Origin of the sequence: Wolbachia endosymbiont (group A) of Opomyza germinationis (assembly GCF_964264765.1) — a bacterium.
In the GTDB taxonomy this organism is placed as follows: Bacteria; Pseudomonadota; Alphaproteobacteria; order Rickettsiales; family Anaplasmataceae; genus Wolbachia; species Wolbachia pipientis.
The window spans coordinates 573,015-591,475 of record NZ_OZ183482.1 but is presented as its reverse complement, the minus strand read 5'-3'; the positions used below and the strand labels follow the sequence as shown (position 1 = coordinate 591,475).

Annotated in this window: 8 protein-coding genes; 6 read left to right on the top strand and 2 right to left on the bottom strand. The window is 33.4% G+C overall.

Going from position 1 to position 18,461, the window contains the following annotated elements:
• Positions 1 to 2 precede the first annotated feature (2 nt).
• Positions 3 to 812 (bottom strand): ankyrin repeat domain-containing protein, encoded by an 810-nt coding sequence (locus ACFEL3_RS02855; protein ID WP_265017918.1) that lies wholly within the window; start codon positions 810 to 812, stop codon positions 3 to 5.
• 716 nt (positions 813 to 1,528) lie between these two features.
• Here ACFEL3_RS02855 and ACFEL3_RS02850 point away from each other — a divergent pair.
• Both ACFEL3_RS02850 and ACFEL3_RS02845 read left to right on the top strand, forming a co-directional pair.
• Positions 1,529 to 2,842 carry a hypothetical protein gene (locus ACFEL3_RS02850; protein WP_265017974.1) on the top strand — a complete coding sequence of 438 codons (1,314 nt, stop codon included), beginning with the start codon at positions 1,529 to 1,531 and terminating at the stop codon, positions 2,840 to 2,842.
• A gap of 30 nt (positions 2,843 to 2,872) precedes the next feature.
• On the top strand, positions 2,873 to 13,087 hold the full coding sequence (locus ACFEL3_RS02845; protein ID WP_265039528.1) for an ankyrin repeat domain-containing protein: 10,215 nt from the start codon (positions 2,873 to 2,875) through the stop codon (positions 13,085 to 13,087).
• A gap of 337 nt (positions 13,088 to 13,424) precedes the next feature.
• Here the strand turns inward: ACFEL3_RS02845 and ACFEL3_RS02840 are convergent, their stop codons facing one another.
• The gene (locus ACFEL3_RS02840; RefSeq protein WP_265039527.1) at positions 13,425 to 14,330 is read right to left on the bottom strand and encodes an Rpn family recombination-promoting nuclease/putative transposase; all 906 of its coding nucleotides are present in this window, start codon (positions 14,328 to 14,330) and stop codon (positions 13,425 to 13,427) included.
• A gap of 129 nt (positions 14,331 to 14,459) precedes the next feature.
• On the opposite strand from ACFEL3_RS02840, the gene ACFEL3_RS02835 reads away from it, so the two are divergent.
• The 4 genes from ACFEL3_RS02835 (at position 14,460) to ACFEL3_RS02820 (ending at position 18,451) form a co-directional block, all read left to right on the top strand.
• Positions 14,460 to 15,368, top strand: a complete 909-nt coding sequence (locus tag ACFEL3_RS02835) for a helix-turn-helix domain-containing protein (protein WP_265017968.1) — start codon at positions 14,460 to 14,462, stop codon at positions 15,366 to 15,368.
• A 169-nt stretch (positions 15,369 to 15,537) separates the two neighbouring features.
• Positions 15,538 to 16,200: a RadC family protein gene (locus tag ACFEL3_RS02830; RefSeq protein ID WP_265017967.1), complete on the top strand. Its 663-nt coding sequence runs from the start codon at positions 15,538 to 15,540 to the stop codon at positions 16,198 to 16,200.
• A gap of 106 nt (positions 16,201 to 16,306) precedes the next feature.
• A complete protein-coding gene (locus ACFEL3_RS02825; RefSeq protein ID WP_265017966.1) occupies positions 16,307 to 17,461 on the top strand; it encodes a hypothetical protein in 1,155 nt (384 codons plus the stop codon).
• Positions 17,462 to 17,548: 87 nt separating this feature from the next.
• The gene (locus ACFEL3_RS02820) at positions 17,549 to 18,451 is read left to right on the top strand and encodes a helix-turn-helix domain-containing protein (protein WP_265017965.1); all 903 of its coding nucleotides are present in this window, start codon (positions 17,549 to 17,551) and stop codon (positions 18,449 to 18,451) included.
• Positions 18,452 to 18,461 lie beyond the last annotated feature (10 nt).

Sequence of the window (18,461 nt, the reverse complement as noted above, 5' to 3'; positions counted from 1 at the left end):
TTTCATATGTCAGCATTATTCATTTGGCCCAATAGAGCTTTAACTATTTCTAAGTGGCCCTCGCTAGCAGCAATATGCAAAGCAGTACAGTCTTCGTTGTTTCGTGCCTCAACACTGGCTCCTTTTTCTAACAGAAATTGAACTACATCTAAGTGACACATTTCAGCGGCAATATGCAAAGGAGTGTCATTATCATCGGTTGCTTGGTTAATATTGATTTTTTCTTCACTTATAAAGTACTCAACCACTTTTAATTTACCCATTTCAGTAGCAGAATGAAGAGCAGTGCATCCTTCTTCGTTTCGTGCCTCAACACTAGCCCCTTTTCCTAATAGAACTTGAACTACTTCTAAGTGGCCTGCTTCAGCAGCAATATGCAGCGGAGTAGCTTCTTCATTGTTTATTACCTCAACAGTAGCTCCTTTTTTTAACAGGGTTCCAACGATTACGAAGTGGCCCCTGCCAGCAGCAAGATGCAAAGGCGTGTTACCATTGTTGTCTTTTATCTCAACACTAGCTCCTTTGTTTAATAGATCTTGAACTTTCTCTAAGGAACCATGAAAAGCAAAATTAAGTAAGTCAGTATGTATATTACTTTCGTGTACACAATGCTCATCTGTTTTTAAGTGACTATCGAGCGTAGCTAAATATGAATACGTAATATTTTGATTAACTTGATAAATTGGTATGGTCTGTGTTGCATAAAAACCTTGTTCTTTTGACCGCTTTTCTATTCCATCAACCATACTGTTCTCTTCTAAATCTGCTTGAATATTTATTGGACTAGATACTTCTTCCAATTGATTACCCATGACACTACCTTAACTTAAAAACTTATGTTTTAATTATTACACAATTATTATAATTAGCAATAGTTTTATATTTTTTTCAGAATTACAAATTTATTGTATTCAGATATAGGAAAATACCTTTTGTCTCTAAAAAACATTGCAACCAAGTATTACAAAGATTTCAATTATTTACTTCTTCAAAGATCCCAAAAAGATCGTATCTTTGTGAGAACAAGCTACGTAAAAGTAGGGTTATGAAAATAGGAACTTGCAATCTTTGCAACAAAGTTAGGTAAGTTAGTTCGTATGTAAATGTAGTAAAAGTAGGCTAATATAGCTGCTTTTATGGTATAGTAGAATTATTATATAGAAAAGTTCGCACGTATTGAGTGATAGACCAACGCATTCCAAAGAAAGTTGTTCTCACGTACGGTAGTTTTGGGTGCTGGAAATGGCTATCTTGCTTGAGATCTTAATAATATATCTTCCTAAATTAATAAAGATTTATCTAAAAATAATTTAGGTAAATTTATAATGAAAAGAGATCTTAATTTAATAAAAGATCATAAAATGAGTCTGTTAATGGCCTTTTATCAAAAGTTGTTTTGGGTTAGAAATTTTCTAAAATAGTGATTGACAAGTTACAAAGGTGGAGTATGATGTTGAAATTAGTATAGAGTCTATAAATTATTATAGCTCTGTATCTTACGTATGGTTTTGTTTGTGAGGTAAGAATTATGGACTGTGATGAACTAAGAAAAGCTGTTTTCTCTATTGTTAAGGATGATGATCCTTATAAAGAATCTAAACAACTTCAATTGAAAAATTGGTGTGGTGCATTTTTGGAAATATTTGACAGTTGGGGTGAAAAAAAACTTCCGTTCTTTTTGGATATATTATCAAATGAAGAATGTTGGGAAAAAACCGATACAATACATGGTATCAAACTCAATAGAAGAGTAGTAGCTAAAAAGATGATAGAATCAAAAAGTTCTAAGGGTATAAGTAATCCACTAGATGACTTTGATCGTTACCAGGTTGCATGTTGGTGTTGCTTAGAAGAAGACATAATCTCTATATTTGAACATTTTAAACGGGAAGATGAAATAAATGAGGGAGATTCAGATGCATTAAAAAAGTTAGTTAAATCAGTAAGTGGGAGTTGGTATACGGACACAATGATGCAATTTTGGTCACATTTCATTAGTGGATATATTTCAGAGTTAGATCTAAAAGGCCAGCATCCTTATGTCTTTGGTTTACATCGTGCAGCAATAAGTTCAAATAGAAGACATGTAGAAGCAGTGGAATTCTTTTGGGATAAGGTTCAGTCATTACCTGAAGGTGAGTTAAGTGCTCAGGAAAAAGATGAAGTTTTCATGAGAATTGCAGTGCATGCGGCACATGATAATGGCTATCCTGATGTGTTTGAATTTTGTTTAAGTCAGATAAGTCCTAATAAATATCCAGAGCTTTTGAAAAGAGATTTAGAGAAAAATGGTTATTATGGTTCTTTAGGAAGAATGTTAGAAACGTCTAACTTTGACCAATTTCAAAGATTATTCGACTGCTTAGAGCTAAGTGATGTGCCAGTAGGTCCTTATTGTACCTGGTTAAGATATATAAAAATAGAAAGTTGTTCTGGGCAGTATTTAAATGCAGGTATGAAGCTCTTGATGCATATGTTAATGAAGGATGGATTTGATAGTCATCTTACTTCAGCATTAAATGGAGAAATGATGAACAATTCCATTTATCAAGGAAGTTTATTAGTCCCTTTGGTCGAGAAAGGCTGTATGGGGCAAGTGTGGACAATATTGGATAAAGCTAATCCTAGACAGGTTAAAGAATTTATGAGTTCTAAGCAAGCGGATTATATACGTTCCGTTTTAGAGCAAGGAGATAATGCTTCATTAAGTAAGTTTTTATCCTATGGTAGTTCTGTTTGTGTAGATTTTAACCAAAAAAGTATACCTGGTCCGAGTGGAGATTTGTCTGAGGTGAAGCTTAGCAAAATGCATGATAAATCTCATATAGGGTTGGGTGAATAAAAAATTGTTATATATTATCTAGGGAGGTATATGTTAGGCCAAGAAAAACCACAAGATTTTGAGTTAATAGAGTTATTAATTCGAGAAGCAGCAGGAGTTAGTCAACCTGGCCAGAGTACTTCAGCTCAACAGAAAAGTGGTTTTGAATCTTTCAAAGCAAGGTTTCAATCATATATTGATCAGATCCCATCATATTTACATTCGGTAGGCAAAGAAGGGTTTTTTCCGCATTTCTTTTTAGGAAGCTTTTCTATTTTGCCGGATACACAAATTGCGGAAAGATTAGGTGTTAAAAAAGTTTATTTTCGTTTTGATACTGCAAAAACATTAAAGGTAGTTGTTGTTAAAAATGATCAAATTAAAAAAGATAGTGATGTTATTAGAATTACAAGAGCAGAAAAAAGTATAGAGTTATTTTCTATTTCAGAGCACGATGGCCCTGGTCATCAGTTTACTTCTGGTGAATTAGAATATATATTGAAAGAAAATTTACATCCTGATATCGAAAGAGAAAAAAGAACCGATACGGCACGAGGTATTAAAGATAGGGTTAAAGGTACGATTAAATCTAAGTTAGTACAAATCAATAGAAGTGAAAATACTATCTCTGTTGAGACACAAGATAAAGAAATACTTGACTCTGCTGCTAGTCACAATTTTCACAAAATCAAAAAAGAAGAGGAGATATGGAAAGATCCAGAAGACAGTGCAAAAAGCAGGCCTGAGGATTATATAGCTGAGTTAACTAATTCTGACGTAAGAGAAGTTGAAAAATCCTCTAGGAAGGTCATTAGTAGAATCAGTAATGTTCATTCGAAACATGAGAATTCACTTACCTATGCTCAAGGAACAAGAGAAGCAGCCCATCATGGATTTATAGCAGGAGCTTTGGTAAATTTCCGCTATAGATATAATCTCAGGGTTTACTTGGAGCAGTTTGCAGGAAGAGGTTATGCTGATATTGTTCTAGTGCCTCGTGGTAAGGATAGATCATTAAATGCTGTTCCAATTATTATTGAATTGAAAGCTGGAACAGGTCGTGGTACTACGCCAGAAAATGCTTTGGAGCAAGCAAAGGATTATGCAAAAGGCTTTCAGCCAAATACAATGCGTGTTTTAACCATTTCAGATAATGTGCTTTGTGTAGGGTTAAATTTGGATTCAACTGAAAAGTTTTCTATGTATATATCTCCACCTGCTGACAGGAAGCCTGCTCGACCTACGATACAGAAACTTCTAGAAGTAACTTCAAGTTGGAATGGTGAAGAAAGTACAATCGCTGATCTTAAAAAGGAAATAAAACAGCCACTAGAACGTATGTATCACACATTTCCTGGTACACCAGAGAAAGGAGGTAATTACTTTAGTAGATTTCTATTAGGGCAACTCCTTCTTGCTAATGAGTTCAAAAGAGTAGATCTAAAGAGATTTATATTTTTATACGATGAATACCCACTCGATTCTACCACAAAATCCGGAAAGCCTGTAACAACTTTTACGTTGATTAGAGGAGGTCGTAATGAAGAGGTATTTATTTTTCATGTTAGAGAAGGAGGAAGAGGGGATCGTAGCAGTAAAAAGATACTTATGCCTGATAGCTTAACAGAACAAAGCAAAATCACAGAGGTGTATATAAGTTTAAGTGAGCAAAAGAAGTCAGATTTTTTTAACATAGAGGAAGTTAATAGGTATGACTCCTTGAGTGAATATAAAAAAGGAAAAGATTTTTTCAAAGGAAAATTAAAAGAAGTTCCCTATCTTAATGGATTGAGAGAAGCATTTGATGAAGCGTTCAAGTCTCAAATTACTCCTGCAGCAGGTAAGGTTCTATCAGTAGATAAATATGATTCACTAACAAAGAAAGTTGGAGAAGGGATGTTTTCTTTTAAGGATTTTATTGGTGAAGAGGCTCATTTTCAAGGAGTGTTACATGGGGCATTTAGTTATTATAGTGATTTAAAATTAAAAGAATCTCCTAGAGCATTAATATTAACGGAGTTTCAAACAGGGAGAGGAAAACGTATTGATATGGTTGTTCATGGCATCAGTACAGATAAGGATGGAAACGCGAAAGAATACGATCCAGTAGGGTTAGAACTTAAAGGACCCAGAGAAGGTAAGACAGCTAATGCATTAAAAGATGAGGCAAATAAACAAATAAGTGATGAGTATACAAAAGGTGTAACTTATAAAACACTTACAGATGGAAAGGAAGTGGCCTTTATGGGTGTTGTGTTTGATAAAGGTGCAAGTAATGCAGATTCTCTTATCTTAATGAGCAAAGATGAGTTTGCTTCTGTTAAAGTAATTCATAGCTCTATCTTTAGTTTTAGTCAGCAGCAGCCTGGAAAGAGATTTGATCCAAATAGTTGTGTGGGGCAAAGTAGTAGAAGCAAGAGAAGTATTACTAACTGCTTGTTTTCAAGGGACGATGTAGAAAAGTTTAGTAAAGGCAAAGTCGATGAAAATAATGTAGACAAAATTATAATTGATAGTGAACAGTTCCTAACTTATGTTAAAAGTAGTCAAGATGAAGCGAAAAATGCTCAACTAGTAGAGTTTGTTGGAGGTAAAAGCATTGAAGGTGATCGTAAGTACTTACTTGACAAGGTTGTTGGAGATCAAGGGTATGAACGCTATGTTCAGAACGAACGTATCAAGGATTTGCACGATGATATTATACATCAAGATAGTAGTTTAACAAAAAATCCAAAGCTAAAGGGCAGGTTAATGAATGCTGCAGGTGGAATACAATTGATCAGAGGAATCCATGGTGCTATTGTATCTTGCAAGGATGGAACAGCAACGGATTGTGGATTAAATCTAGGTGGAATAGGATGGTCTTTTGCATCTCAACCAATTGAGAATGTAATGGTTAAAATTGCTCCAAAAGTTGTAACGTCATCTGAAAAGGTTGTAGCAAGAATTGTACCTGGTACTTTAGGTAGGCAGACAAAATTTGCTGTTAAATTGGCGGGAGTAAAATTTGGAAGTACAATAGCAAAAGGTGTGGCAGGGGCTGTAGGTGGTGTCTTTGATATTATTGATATAGGCATATCAGCAAATAATCTTGTAGACTGTAAAAATAGAGAAAGTAGTGATAATCCATGTGGAGAGAAAGAAATAAGGGATAATATAGCATCTATATCCTTTTCTGGAGTGTCATTTATTTCTGGTGTTGCTCTTACAGCAGCTGGTATGCCGGTGGTTGGTATTGCAGTTGGATTTGGGCTCATGGTAGGTTATGGAGTTTATAGTGGTATCAGCAATATAGTAGAGTACGAGAAAAAGTATGATACAACCCATGGAGAAAACTGGAGCATATTTTGGAGAACGATTCTATTTCAAGATATGGCATCTGATGTGCAACACCTTGCAGATAGAAAAAACACAGTTGATAGTCTAGCTAAAGAAGTATGGAAGGCTTTAAATAATGCTCCTAATAGTGTTGTTGCTTATGGTGTTGGTCTTGGAAAAGTAAGTGATAATACTCTTCGGCCTGATTATGCAAAGATTTTGATGGATAAAGAAGATACTAATACCAAAGATCTTTCACGTGTTATACCTGATAGTATACCAGGTGCTAGCAGGATTTGTTTGCCAAAGGTTACTGGGCAGGATTATGAAAAAGGTATTACAAGTTCAGTTCAACCGCCTTTATACTACTGTGAGAATGCAATGGTTATTAGTCACGATGGTAGAAATGGCAAAACAATTGTTTATGATTTACAAAATATAGATAAAGGCGAAATTGTTGGAAGCAATAAATGGAACAATAATTTTCTAATTTATCCAGGTACAACAAAAATAACTGGTGGCAATAATGTAGCAAACAGATTTGTTATTGTAAATAACCCTAGCTTTTCAGGCAAAATGATTGGTGGAAGTAACTCTATTAATATACTTGATCTAAGTCAATTAGCAGAAAATAAAGTTACAGGTGTGATTGACTATCGTTTTAAGCCTAATGCCTATGGGAGATTAAAGGTAAGAATAAATAATCGTTTGTTAATTGATGATTATGTTAGTAACAACCTCTTTAATTACCATTATATTGGAAGACAGAACAAGGTAGATGAGGTCTTGTGTATGGGTTATTCTGAGCATTTTACAGGAAGTGATAACCGTGATGTTATAATAGATAGTGGTGGCGGTGTTAGTAGAAATAAGAAAGATGTAGTCAAAAATTGCAGAAAAGTTATCATTTCGCCGTATACTACAGTCGAAGGTGGAAAAAGCAATTATACTTTTTACGTAAAAACTGCAGACTATAAAGGTAGGGGTTTATATTCAGAAATTAATGTAGATGGAACAGGAACTGTAGTTTTTCCAGAGATTGATTTATTAAGTGATTGTGATCAGATAACCTACTCTAAAGAGAGTAATACTTTATCTTTGAAAATAAATTTTGGTCAAAATAATCAATTTACTCTTGATGTGAAAAATTATGTCGAGCAGAGCAGTAATAAACCTCACTTTGTACTGATAGATAAAAATGGTAGTAATATTGTTCCTAAGATTGAGAGATCAGACTCAGCAAATATAAAGATTAATTCATTTGAATTACATTCAGAATATTCTCTAAATAAATTTGACGATGTTGAAACTCATTATAAAAAGATTCTAAAGAATAATAAGGGTTATAAAGTTTTGAGTGTTATTAGAGGAAAAACACAAAGTCAAGATAATAGTGTAGTTCCACATATGGTTTTCGGTTCTTCAGGAGATGATGTAATCAACTTCGACCAAGGTACCATGTTTGCAAGAGGAGGAAAAGGAAGGGACGTATATGTTATTACTGATGATATAAATAATAAAGAAGTTAAGATTGATAATAGTTCAGATGATGAAAAAATAGATACGCTATTTATGCCAGAGGTTGAAAAAGATTTTTCAATCCAGCAATGTGATCTGTATTTAAAATATAATAATAGTAACATTCGAGTAAAAAACTACTTTCAAGATCGTAATTATAGGCATCTTATAATTATGAATAAAAAGGGAGAAGCATTTATCCCTATTATAGAGTCAATGTCATGTTCTTCTTCAGAAAAAGGGAAATTAGTTCCTTTTTTACAAGCTACACAAACTCAGAATATGTTTTTATTGTCTAAAGATTTTGAAGATGATCATGTAGTTATAGATTCCCATCTTAAAGATATTGAGAAATATAAAGATAAAGATGATCTCTTATTAATAAGAGAAGGAGAAGCTCCTTTGATTATTAGAATAGAAGATTTTTATAATGATCAAAGTAAATGGAGAGATATTAATTTTCTTCTGTGGAACAATGGTAATTTTTCCCAATATTTAGGTTTACAGCAAGAAGTCAATGGAATAATAGACTATCAAGACAAACTTAAGGGTGATTATAGAAAGATCATAAAAGAATATAATGTAGATTTTACTCAGTCTATCAGTATTACACATAATCAAGACGATACTTTAACTTCTCTAGGGAACGATGAAGAACGTATAGGAGTAGTGATATTAAAAAATATTGCTCCAGATAGGATTAAGATTTCTAGTAGTGGTGCGGATCTGATATTTCACGATAAGAAGTCCAATCGTACGGTCAACATAAAAGGTTGGAATCACAGTAAGTCTTATAGGATTTCTACATTGGAGTTTGATCTAGGCTTAGAACCAATAACAATCCGTAGGTTAGATAGGTTTAGCTTATCTGAGGTGGGAAAAATACAAGATTTAATTGGTAAAGCTTCAGAAAATTATCAGAATAAGGATAAATATACTCCTAAAGTAGAAACTGACTTTAAATGTTTAATATCAATTGATGGTTTTAAAAGTGAAAATAGAAATCCAACGTATCAATGTTTAGGCTTTTCGTCACTCCAAGATCAAATTGGCTTTACAGAGGATTCCTGCAGCTTAGAACAGTTATCTGAGTTTGGAAATAAGTTAAATGGTACTCAAATCTCAGCATTGTCAAGGACTTTACAAAACAATCTCTTATTAAGTGGTTATGGTCAGGATGTAATAAACCAGTGCTCTAAATTAATGATGACTGAGGCAGGCAATCAGCAAAGTAAAATATCTTCTATGGTCAAAGATGTTGAAGAATCTACTTTCCTTGGCCAATCAGAAAATAAGTTAGATTTAGGTGGATGTTTAAGTGAAAGGAAGAAAAGAAGCTTTGATTTTTGTCCAGCGTTTCTGGAAAATATACACAATGAACTTAATAGAGAAGAAAGTGAAAGGAGAAATATTGTTGTAGAAGAAAGCAGTATACGTGTAATTACTTCAGACCATGAAACACTCGATATAGAAGACTTACCTATTCGAGAAGTAGTAATGAATGACAATATCAACAGAAAAAGGAGTTTAAGGAATACGTTAGATTTGCGTAAGTTGGTACAACAAATAAATAAGGATTTGGGTATTAAACCAATATCAATGGTTATTAAAGATGCAAGTGATTTATTAATTAAGGTGTCTATATCAGCCACTGATTTGCAGCAAGATGTAATGACAATTAGGTTAAAAGATGCACTTATAAATAAGTGGTATAAGAAATTACAAATTATTTTTAATAATACACCGATGGAAATAGACGATAGTCTAGATTTAAAGCCTTCACTTTTAATCTCTGATAAAGAAATCGTTGTGGTAACTCCTCAAGACGTAGAAGAAAAGAACAAGCTGGTTATATCTAAAAAGGCAGGACAATATGCTTTTCTTTATTCTAGATATGACTTGATAGTTACCAACGCTTTTAATGCCAATATGGAGTTATGTATTATATATTTTAAGGATTTTTATAAAGAACCTAAAATGAAAACGTTGTCTATAAGATTCACTGATAAAGAAATACTATTGAGTGATGAAATAGATAAAATATACAACGCAGATAGTATAGATAAATTAAATTATGTTAGTTCTATTACTAATTTGCAAAAAAGCCTTATAACTTCTTTACACCTTGCTGCTCAAAATGGCGATTTAGATCAAGTCAAACTTCTTTTTGATAATGGTGCTAATATTGAAGCTCAAGATGAGTTTGGTAAAACACCAATACTTTGTGCTGTGGAAGCAGGTAAATGGAGTATAGTAGAATTTCTTCTTGATAATGGTGCTAACATCAATAATGAAACAACATATCAGGAAACGCCTTTACATTGTGCTGTGCAAGAAGGTAATTTAGATATAGTTAAATTTCTTTTTGATAGAGGCGCTGATATTGAGTCTCAAAATGCATATGATGAAAAACCTTTGCATCTTGCTATTAAAGCAGGCAGATTGAAAATAGTAAAACTTCTTCTTGATCAAGGAGCCAATATCAATGCTAAAGATAAGGATGGTAAGACACCGCTAGATATCGCCATCGACCGAAAGCATGATAGCATCTTAAAATACTTAAAACAAGCTCAATTAAATGAGCAATTACTGGCTGCAGTAAAAGATAGTGATTTTAATGAAGTTCAAGGCCTTGTAAATCGAGGTGCTAACGTTAATGCTAAAGATAAAGATGGTAAAACCCCTCTACATTATGCTTCACGTTCTGTTCATCATTTAGATATGGTGAAGTATCTTATAAGTAAAGGTGCTGATATTGATGTTAAAGATAACAGTGGTAGAACTCCTGAAGATGAGGAACATTATACTAATTCTGATACAATGAGGCAAGTTTTTATGCAAGCACACTTAGATAAAGAATTGTTACTTACTGTAAAAAATGAAAAAGATCTAAAGACAATTAGTGATCTTATTGCGAAAGATATTGACGACAGAACGCATGGCGGGTTTTATTATACTTGGAGTGGTAATTTAGGTACAGTAGAGTTTCTTGTTAGTAAAGATGTGAGTGTTAATGCGACTGATAAATATGGCTGCACATTACTACACTGGGCTGCATTGAAAGGTCATTTAGATATTGCTAAGTTTTTAGTTGATAAGGAAGCTAATGTGAATGCTAAGGATATACTTGGCAGGACTCCTATTCACTTTGCTGTTATGAATAATCACATGAATATCACAGATTTTCTTCTGAAACAGGGAGTAAGCGTTGATGAAACTGATAAAAATGGTTCGACCCCTTTACACTATGCTGCTGAGTTTAGTGAATTAGATAGTGCTAGATTTCTCATTGAGAAAGGAGCCAATATTAATACTGCAGACAACTCTGGTAAAAAACCTATTCATGTTGCTAGTGAGAACAATAATAAAAATATTATAGAGCTTTTCCTAAGCAAAGGAGTAAGCGTTGATAATGCTGATAAAGATGGTTGGACATCACTACACTATGCTGCACGGAGAGGATGTTTAGGAGCTACTGAGTTTCTCATTGAGAAAGGAGCTGATACTAAAGCGAAAGACAAAAATGGTCAAGTACCTCTGTGCGTAGCTGCTCAATATAATAAGTCGGATATAATTGACTTTCTACTAAATAGAGGTGCTACTATTGAAGCAAGTGACTTTAATGATGGTCCAATACTGAAGTTAGCCTATTGTATAAAGGGAGTTATGGAGAAGATAAATAATAAAGAACAAATATCTCACTTTGAAGAATTAAAAAGCAAATTACCGGAATCAATAAAAAATGCAGTGTTTTCATCAAAAGTATGTATTAAAAATCTTTATCAAAATGAGTATTTATATGCTGCTAGTAGTGATTTTAATTATGATGACAAGAGAAGAAGAGTGTTTACTTGGATTCCAAGGGATAAAAAGGATGGCGAATTAAAATGGAAGATAGAGCCTTATGGTGATAGTTACTCTATAATGAATGTTGGATTTAATGAATATTTATATGCTGTTCTTGATGATTTAAATTATGATAAAGATAGGCGAAGGGTATTTACTTGGGTTCCAGGAGGAAAAGATGAACAAAGTCTGTGGAGAGTTGAACCTTATGGTGATGATATTTATATAATGAATGTGAAATCTAAAGAGTATTTGTATGCTGCTGATTATGCTAAATATGATGATAATAGGCGAAGAGTATTTACTTGGATTCCAGGAGAGTATATTAGACAAGGTACTTGGAAGATTGAAAATTGTGGGTCTATTCACAAGAAACGTGATATACAAGAATTAGATGGTAAAGCAGGTTCTGATTCCCTAGAAGCTATAAGGGTAAGGGCTAGAAACAAGTCAAGTGATTCTCAGCTCTTAGCGTTACCAGGAAGGTTAGATAATCACTTACTAGATGGCTCTAATCGAACTAGAGTTGGGAAGTTTGTAAGTCAAGTAGCTAATACTAAAGATAATGAAGAAAAAGATAGACCTGCACAACGCAAACGCCGTCATCACCATGGAGATCATAGTCGTCATCACTTATCACGTAAACCGCTTGCTATAGATTTAAGTAATCAACCTGAGATAGCAGCAAGTAGTGGTACAAGACAATCTTCGTGGATAAATGATTGTATTTCTTGGGTGAAAAGCTCTATAGGTAAATTATTGAGTTCTAAATCTGAGGGGACTGCAAGTTCAGTATCACAAGTTGATGGGCAATTTGCCAAAGCATCGATAAGTAATAGTAGTTTTACAGGTACCACACTACCATCTGATGGTACAGATAAAAGACAAGAAAATGGAGGTTTCTTTCGAGACAACGTCGATTATGTAAATGCAAATCTAAAACGAATGTGTGAAAGGCAAGCACCTGTTAAATTTAAGCCTATTGGAGGAAATACAATACTAGAAATGGGAGATCACTATCTATCACAGGTTGACTTTAATGGTACAATAATGTTACTTGACTTATTGATTAGAAGGGTTGCAGGTCAAAAGTATGTTTCTACAGCAGATCAGTATATATCTTCACTAGAAGCACAGGGATATGCACTAAATATTACAGAGGGATGTGAGAAAGTAGTAGAGCAAGCTGGATTAAAAAGTGGTGTATCAATGCATCGATTAAATATTGATTATATGGAAATGCAGAAAGAGATTACTAGAAAAGTCATGAGTGGTAAATTTAATGAAATTTCAGGGATTTTAAAATCGTATGTAGAGAAAGCATGTCCTGGTGAAGAAGCTGGTAAATTAAGTCCGAAGAAATTTGACAAGTTTATAGCTCAATTTAATAAGGGTCTGCTAAATCAATCAATAGAGCAGATATTACACAACAGAGATGGTACATTAGAAGTTGATAGTGCAAAGCAAATAAGTTTAGAGCCTCAAAGTTATTTAAGTAATGCTTCAGTTCACAGCCATTCAAAAGTATCAACTTGTCTTTCTGAGATAGGAGTAACCAAGCTTAGAGGTAATCTCAATAGGTGAGTTATAATATAAGGGGTGGAGCTATAATATGCCAAGTAGTGGAAAATTTAAAGTGAGGGTAGCCAAAATAATTAGGGAGACCAGTAGCAAGTTTAATAGTCTTAATACTAAAATGGATGAAGTAGACATTAAATGCTAAGTGGTTAATGTGTTTTCCATATTGAACTTACAGCACGTAGCTTTGATATAGAAGTTTGGGTAATGTTATGATAGTAATTTATACAATTCTATGTACAATCTTCATAGCTGTTTTAGACAGTTCACTAGATTCTTAATGAGGGGATATGTCTAACTTAGAGAAGGTTTTCATAGATGTTGAAGTGAATAAGTAGGAATATTATGTTTTTTCTTTGAGTTGTGAAATTTCAGAATGAGAAAAACCTGTAGTTTGTGATATGATATCAGTAGAGACACCAGCTTTAAGTAGGTTTTTGGCCACAGCTATTTTAGCTTTCATTTCACCTTTTTCTTCGCCGATTTGGATGCCTTCTTGTCTACCTTTTTGAGTAGCATCATCAAGTTTTTGAGCAAGGACAGCCTGTTCATCACGAATACGCTTGATCTCTTGTTCATAGGCAATAAATTCTTTTTCTGACCAGTTGAACCTATTTAGTTCTTCATATGCTCTTTCAATTATTAGATCACTTCCTATTATTCTCTCTAGCTCTTCTTCACTAGTTTCATCTGCATATCTAAAGAAGTAGACCCATTTTTCAACTATACTTGAAAGCTGATCTTCTTTGTTTTTTGGAAATTTAGGCAACTCAATAAATATAAAGTAAAAATCTTTTAGATCATGTTCATTAGTATCTTCATCCCGAATAGTGTGCTTTGATTTGTACTCAGACTTATCAGGAAATAAAATACAATCTGCTATAGCAATAAAGATAATTTCCTTAAGGTCATGATATTGATCACCTTTATTAGCCTGTCTTGAGTAAGCTTTAGCAGCATAGTATTGGGCACGTTTTTCAAAGCCTTTAGTTTTAGCGACCTGCATTTCGACTATCACTTGCAGGCCATTTTCATCTCTACAAAGAACATCAACAATGCTTTGTTTTTTAGAAGCAATATCAGGGTCTTGAATAGTACTTAAGAACTCTATATCCTTTATTGTACTTTTGCCAGTGAAGCCAAGGATATCATTAAGGAAGTGAATAAGAATGTCCTTATTTTTTTCAGTGCCAAAGATGCGCTTGAACGATATATCATTCTTAGGATCAAGAAACTTAGAAAGAGCCATAGAAAATCCACTTAAAAAGCATTAATAATTATACACAATTGTGAAGAAATATTCAACTAAAATTCAAACATAGAAAGAAGTATCCCTTTTGTATATCTTTATTTGGTAGTATTAACCTGTATAATATTTATGGCAAATATCTCTATAAGGTATCAGATAGCAGAAAAAGTGAAAAGCTGGAGGTTAAAAAGAAAATATACTCAAAAAGATTTAGCAAAAAAAATCAGTACAACATATCAGGTAATACTGCAATATGAAAAAGGAACACGCAGAATTTCAATTAAGAAGTTATATGAATTAGCAGAAGCATTATCAACAACTGCTAGAGATCTAGCTTGCGTACAAGAAGTATCAAATGAGGGAGAAGAGGTATTAAATCTAGTAAGAAGACATAGAGAGATTAAGGATCAAGAATTACGTGAAACGTTTTATTTATTAACTAAATTTATCCGTATTAGTGAGGAAAAAAGTGGAAAGGCAGTAAAAATGGAAGTGGCAAAGGGTTTAGTTAAGGAAGGAGTTTCTGCTCATGTTATCTCTCGAACAACCAATTTATCTGTTGATGAATATGATAATGATGAGAAAAAAATTTCCATTCCGTATAAAGTAGGTCAAAGAATAAAAGAATGGAGGTTGAGAAGAGGATACACTCAGGAAGATTTAGCAAGTAAAGTGGGCATAATAAATCAAAGAATATATGAATATGAACAAGGACGAGCTGGTGTTTCACTTGAAATGTTAGATGAAATAGCAAAGGTACTATTAATTAATATTACAGATCTGCTTCCAGAAACAAGAGAAAATGAGAATAGTGAAGCAGAGCTATCAAGGTTAATAGAAGAATATAAAAAGATTAAAAGCCAAGAACTACGTCATGTACTAATAAAATCTCTGTTTGAAAGCATACAAGTTTGCAAAGAGAAAGTGAAGAAAGTAGAAAAGATGAAAATTGCAAAGAATTTAGTTAAGGAAGGAATTTCTATCAATATTATTTTAAAAACAGTGGGCATCTCTTTAGACGAAATTCAACAAATTTAAAATAAAAAATCAGTATCTATTAATATATTTACTTTTTAATGAAAAAATAAGTAAAAAAGATTGAAAAATTGATTTGACTTCACTCAAAAGCTATGGCTCTATGCCAATGCTGATAAAAAACAGCAGTAAATATCTAAAAAAAGTTTGTTGTTAGTGAAAGGTAAATTATATGAATAATAATAAGAATAAAGAAGAAATAGAATTCAGAATATTAGAAAGCAAAGGCAAAGCACTACTTGATCGTGAAATAATGGAAACGTTTCTAAGTGCAGTACATGAAAGACCACAGGCTCAAGAAATTGCTAAAAATCTGGTGAATACTTATACGGGAGTAGGAAGGATTTTAGGTAGAGAAATGGATGACCTGAAAGTTATAGAAGGAGTAACTGATTCTGCAGTAGCAATGATTATGTGTGTTAAGGAAACACTAGAAAGGGTACTGAGAGAAAAGCTCAAGAGTGAGCCAATAATGGACTTACAAGGGCTAGTAGAGTACTTAAACGTAAGTATAGGACACTCAGAAAGGGAATGTGTAAAAATACTGTACTTGAATAAAAGGCGCCAATTAATCGGAGAAGAATCCTATATTGGTGAAATGGAAAAAGCACCAGTATACATAAAGGAAATTACAAGAAAAGCATTAATAAAGAATGCAACATTAGTAATAATGTCACACAACCACCCTGGGGGAAGTTTAGAACCTTCAGAAGAAGATCAAGCAGTAACGAAGAGCTTAGCAGCAGCGTGTAGTACTGTAAGTGTTAGATTATTTGATCATATTATCATTACAAGTGGGGGTTATTTTAGCTTTAGAGAAAACGGATTGTTATAGCAGAAAGTATTTGCAAATCTACCCACTATAATTTATAATGAGTAATATAATGTATAATAACAAAGTTTATTGTACACTTAAAAAGTATTTTTAATATGAGGTTTATATGACTAGTAAAGATCAGAATAAAAAGACTAATGTTAATCACAAGAAAATATTTGGTGCTCTTGAAAGCGTTGATATAGAGCAGTCTAAATTTGTGAGTAAAATTAATAGCCAGAAGGAGATAAAACTGGAAGATACAATGCCTTTCCCTAGCAGAAACGTTCGCGAAAACAAAATCAACTATGGAAAAGGACTTGATTATATATATGGTACAAAACCTGTAAGTGATCAAGAAGATAAAAATCCATTTGCCTCAGCTTTGCAAAAAATAAAGCCAAATACAGAGAAGCTGAGCTGGTTTAAGAGTTCTATAGTAGAGGCAAAAAACGTAAATGAATTGCACAAAGTTATAGACAAAGTACTAGCTTCTGGAGCAAGGCTAAATGCATGTAATGATGGAGAATGGAGCTTCGCGGAATATGTGATACTGGGCACACATTTTCATAAATTTGATAAGGCTGATCGTAAAAAGCTAATACGTAAATTAATGCTAAGTGGTGCAGAGTTTCATGATACTCTACTGCAGAATAAACTGATAGGTGAAATCTATAATGAGCTACAGCCAGAAGTTCAGCCACAGATAGATAAGCAACTAGAAGAGCTAGAGGAAGCTGGCGAAAATGCTGTGCAAGAAGGAGAATTAATAGATGTTGAGATAGATAATACAACATCGTATATAGAATTTTCTGGGAATAGTAAGGTAGAGGTAGCCAAAATACTGGAAGCAAACAGAAAGTTAGGAAGTAATATCTTAAAAATTGGTAATGATGCAGTTGAAGTTAAAAGTGAGAAGGGAGGTATAAGAAACTATACCGATATTTCAGATGGCAGCTCTATCATGTTAGAATTTCCTACAAGCATTGGTAAGCTAAATATTATATTGTACCACGATGTAAAAAAATATGATCAAGTACAAGTCAGAGTAGAAAACAAGGAAATGTGGGCTGAACTACAACAAAGAGGGGAAGAATTTGGAAAAAATTGCCTTTTTGCTGGAGTAAAACTTAAAGAAGCAGTAGAAAAGGGAAGTTTTATGAGATGTGGCATATGGAATAGCAAGCAGCTTATGAAGGAGGTTGATAGCCCAGGTGAAAAGCTGTCTTCATGGGTAGATAAAGTACGTGAAAAAAGTAAAGAAACTTGTAGGAAGCTTTAATTATGGCTAACTTTGAGGTTCCAGAGTTTACTGGAGCCTTAACAAAATTGAGCTATAGTAGAAAATATTATATGTAAGGTTCTTTGCGTGGAAAAAAGTCTAGACTATGAAGTAGGGAAAAAAGTAAAAAATTGGAGGTTAGAGCGAGGGTATACTCAGAAGGATTTAGCGAGGAAAATTGGTGTAAAGTACTGGGTGATACTGCAATATGAGAAAGGGAATCGTAGAGTTCCAATTGAAAGGTTATATGCTATAGCTGAGGCACTATCAATCAGTATTACCGATCTTATTCCTATATCAAAAAGCTGTCTTGAAGATGAGGGAGAGGAAATATTAGATCTAGTAAGAGAATATAAAAAGATTAATGATCAGGAGTTGCGTAGGATGTTTTGTTTGCTAACCAAATTTGTCCAAGTTAGTGAGAAAAGTAGTAGAAAATCGGAAAAAATAAAAATTGCAAAGGATCTAGTTAAAGCAGGAATTTCTATTGATATTGTTTCACAAGCAATTGGCCTCTCTGCTGATGAATGTGTTGAAGAAAAGGTTGGTTCTATCTACTACCAAATAGGAAAGAAGATAAAAGAATGGAGGCTAGTGAGAGAGTATACTCAAAAAGATTTAGGAGAGAAAATGAGTACAACACGTCACGAAATAAGCAACTATGAACAAGGAAGGACTGCTGTTCCACTTGATAAATTATATGAAATGGCAGAAGCGTTATCGATTAATATTACAGATCTACTAATAGAGAAAAATGAAGGTAGTAAAGTGGAAAATGAGCTGCTTGATTTGATTAAAGAATACAAAGAAATTGAGAGCCAAGAACTACGTAATGCATTAATAAAATCTTTGTTTGAAGGGATGCATATTTGCGAAGAAAAAGTGAGGAAAGCGGAAAGGATCAAAGTTGCAAAGGATTTAGTAAAAGGGGGAATTTCTATTGATATTATTTTGCAAATAGTTGGTTTATCCGCTGATCAAATTGCATGAAAATTTATTT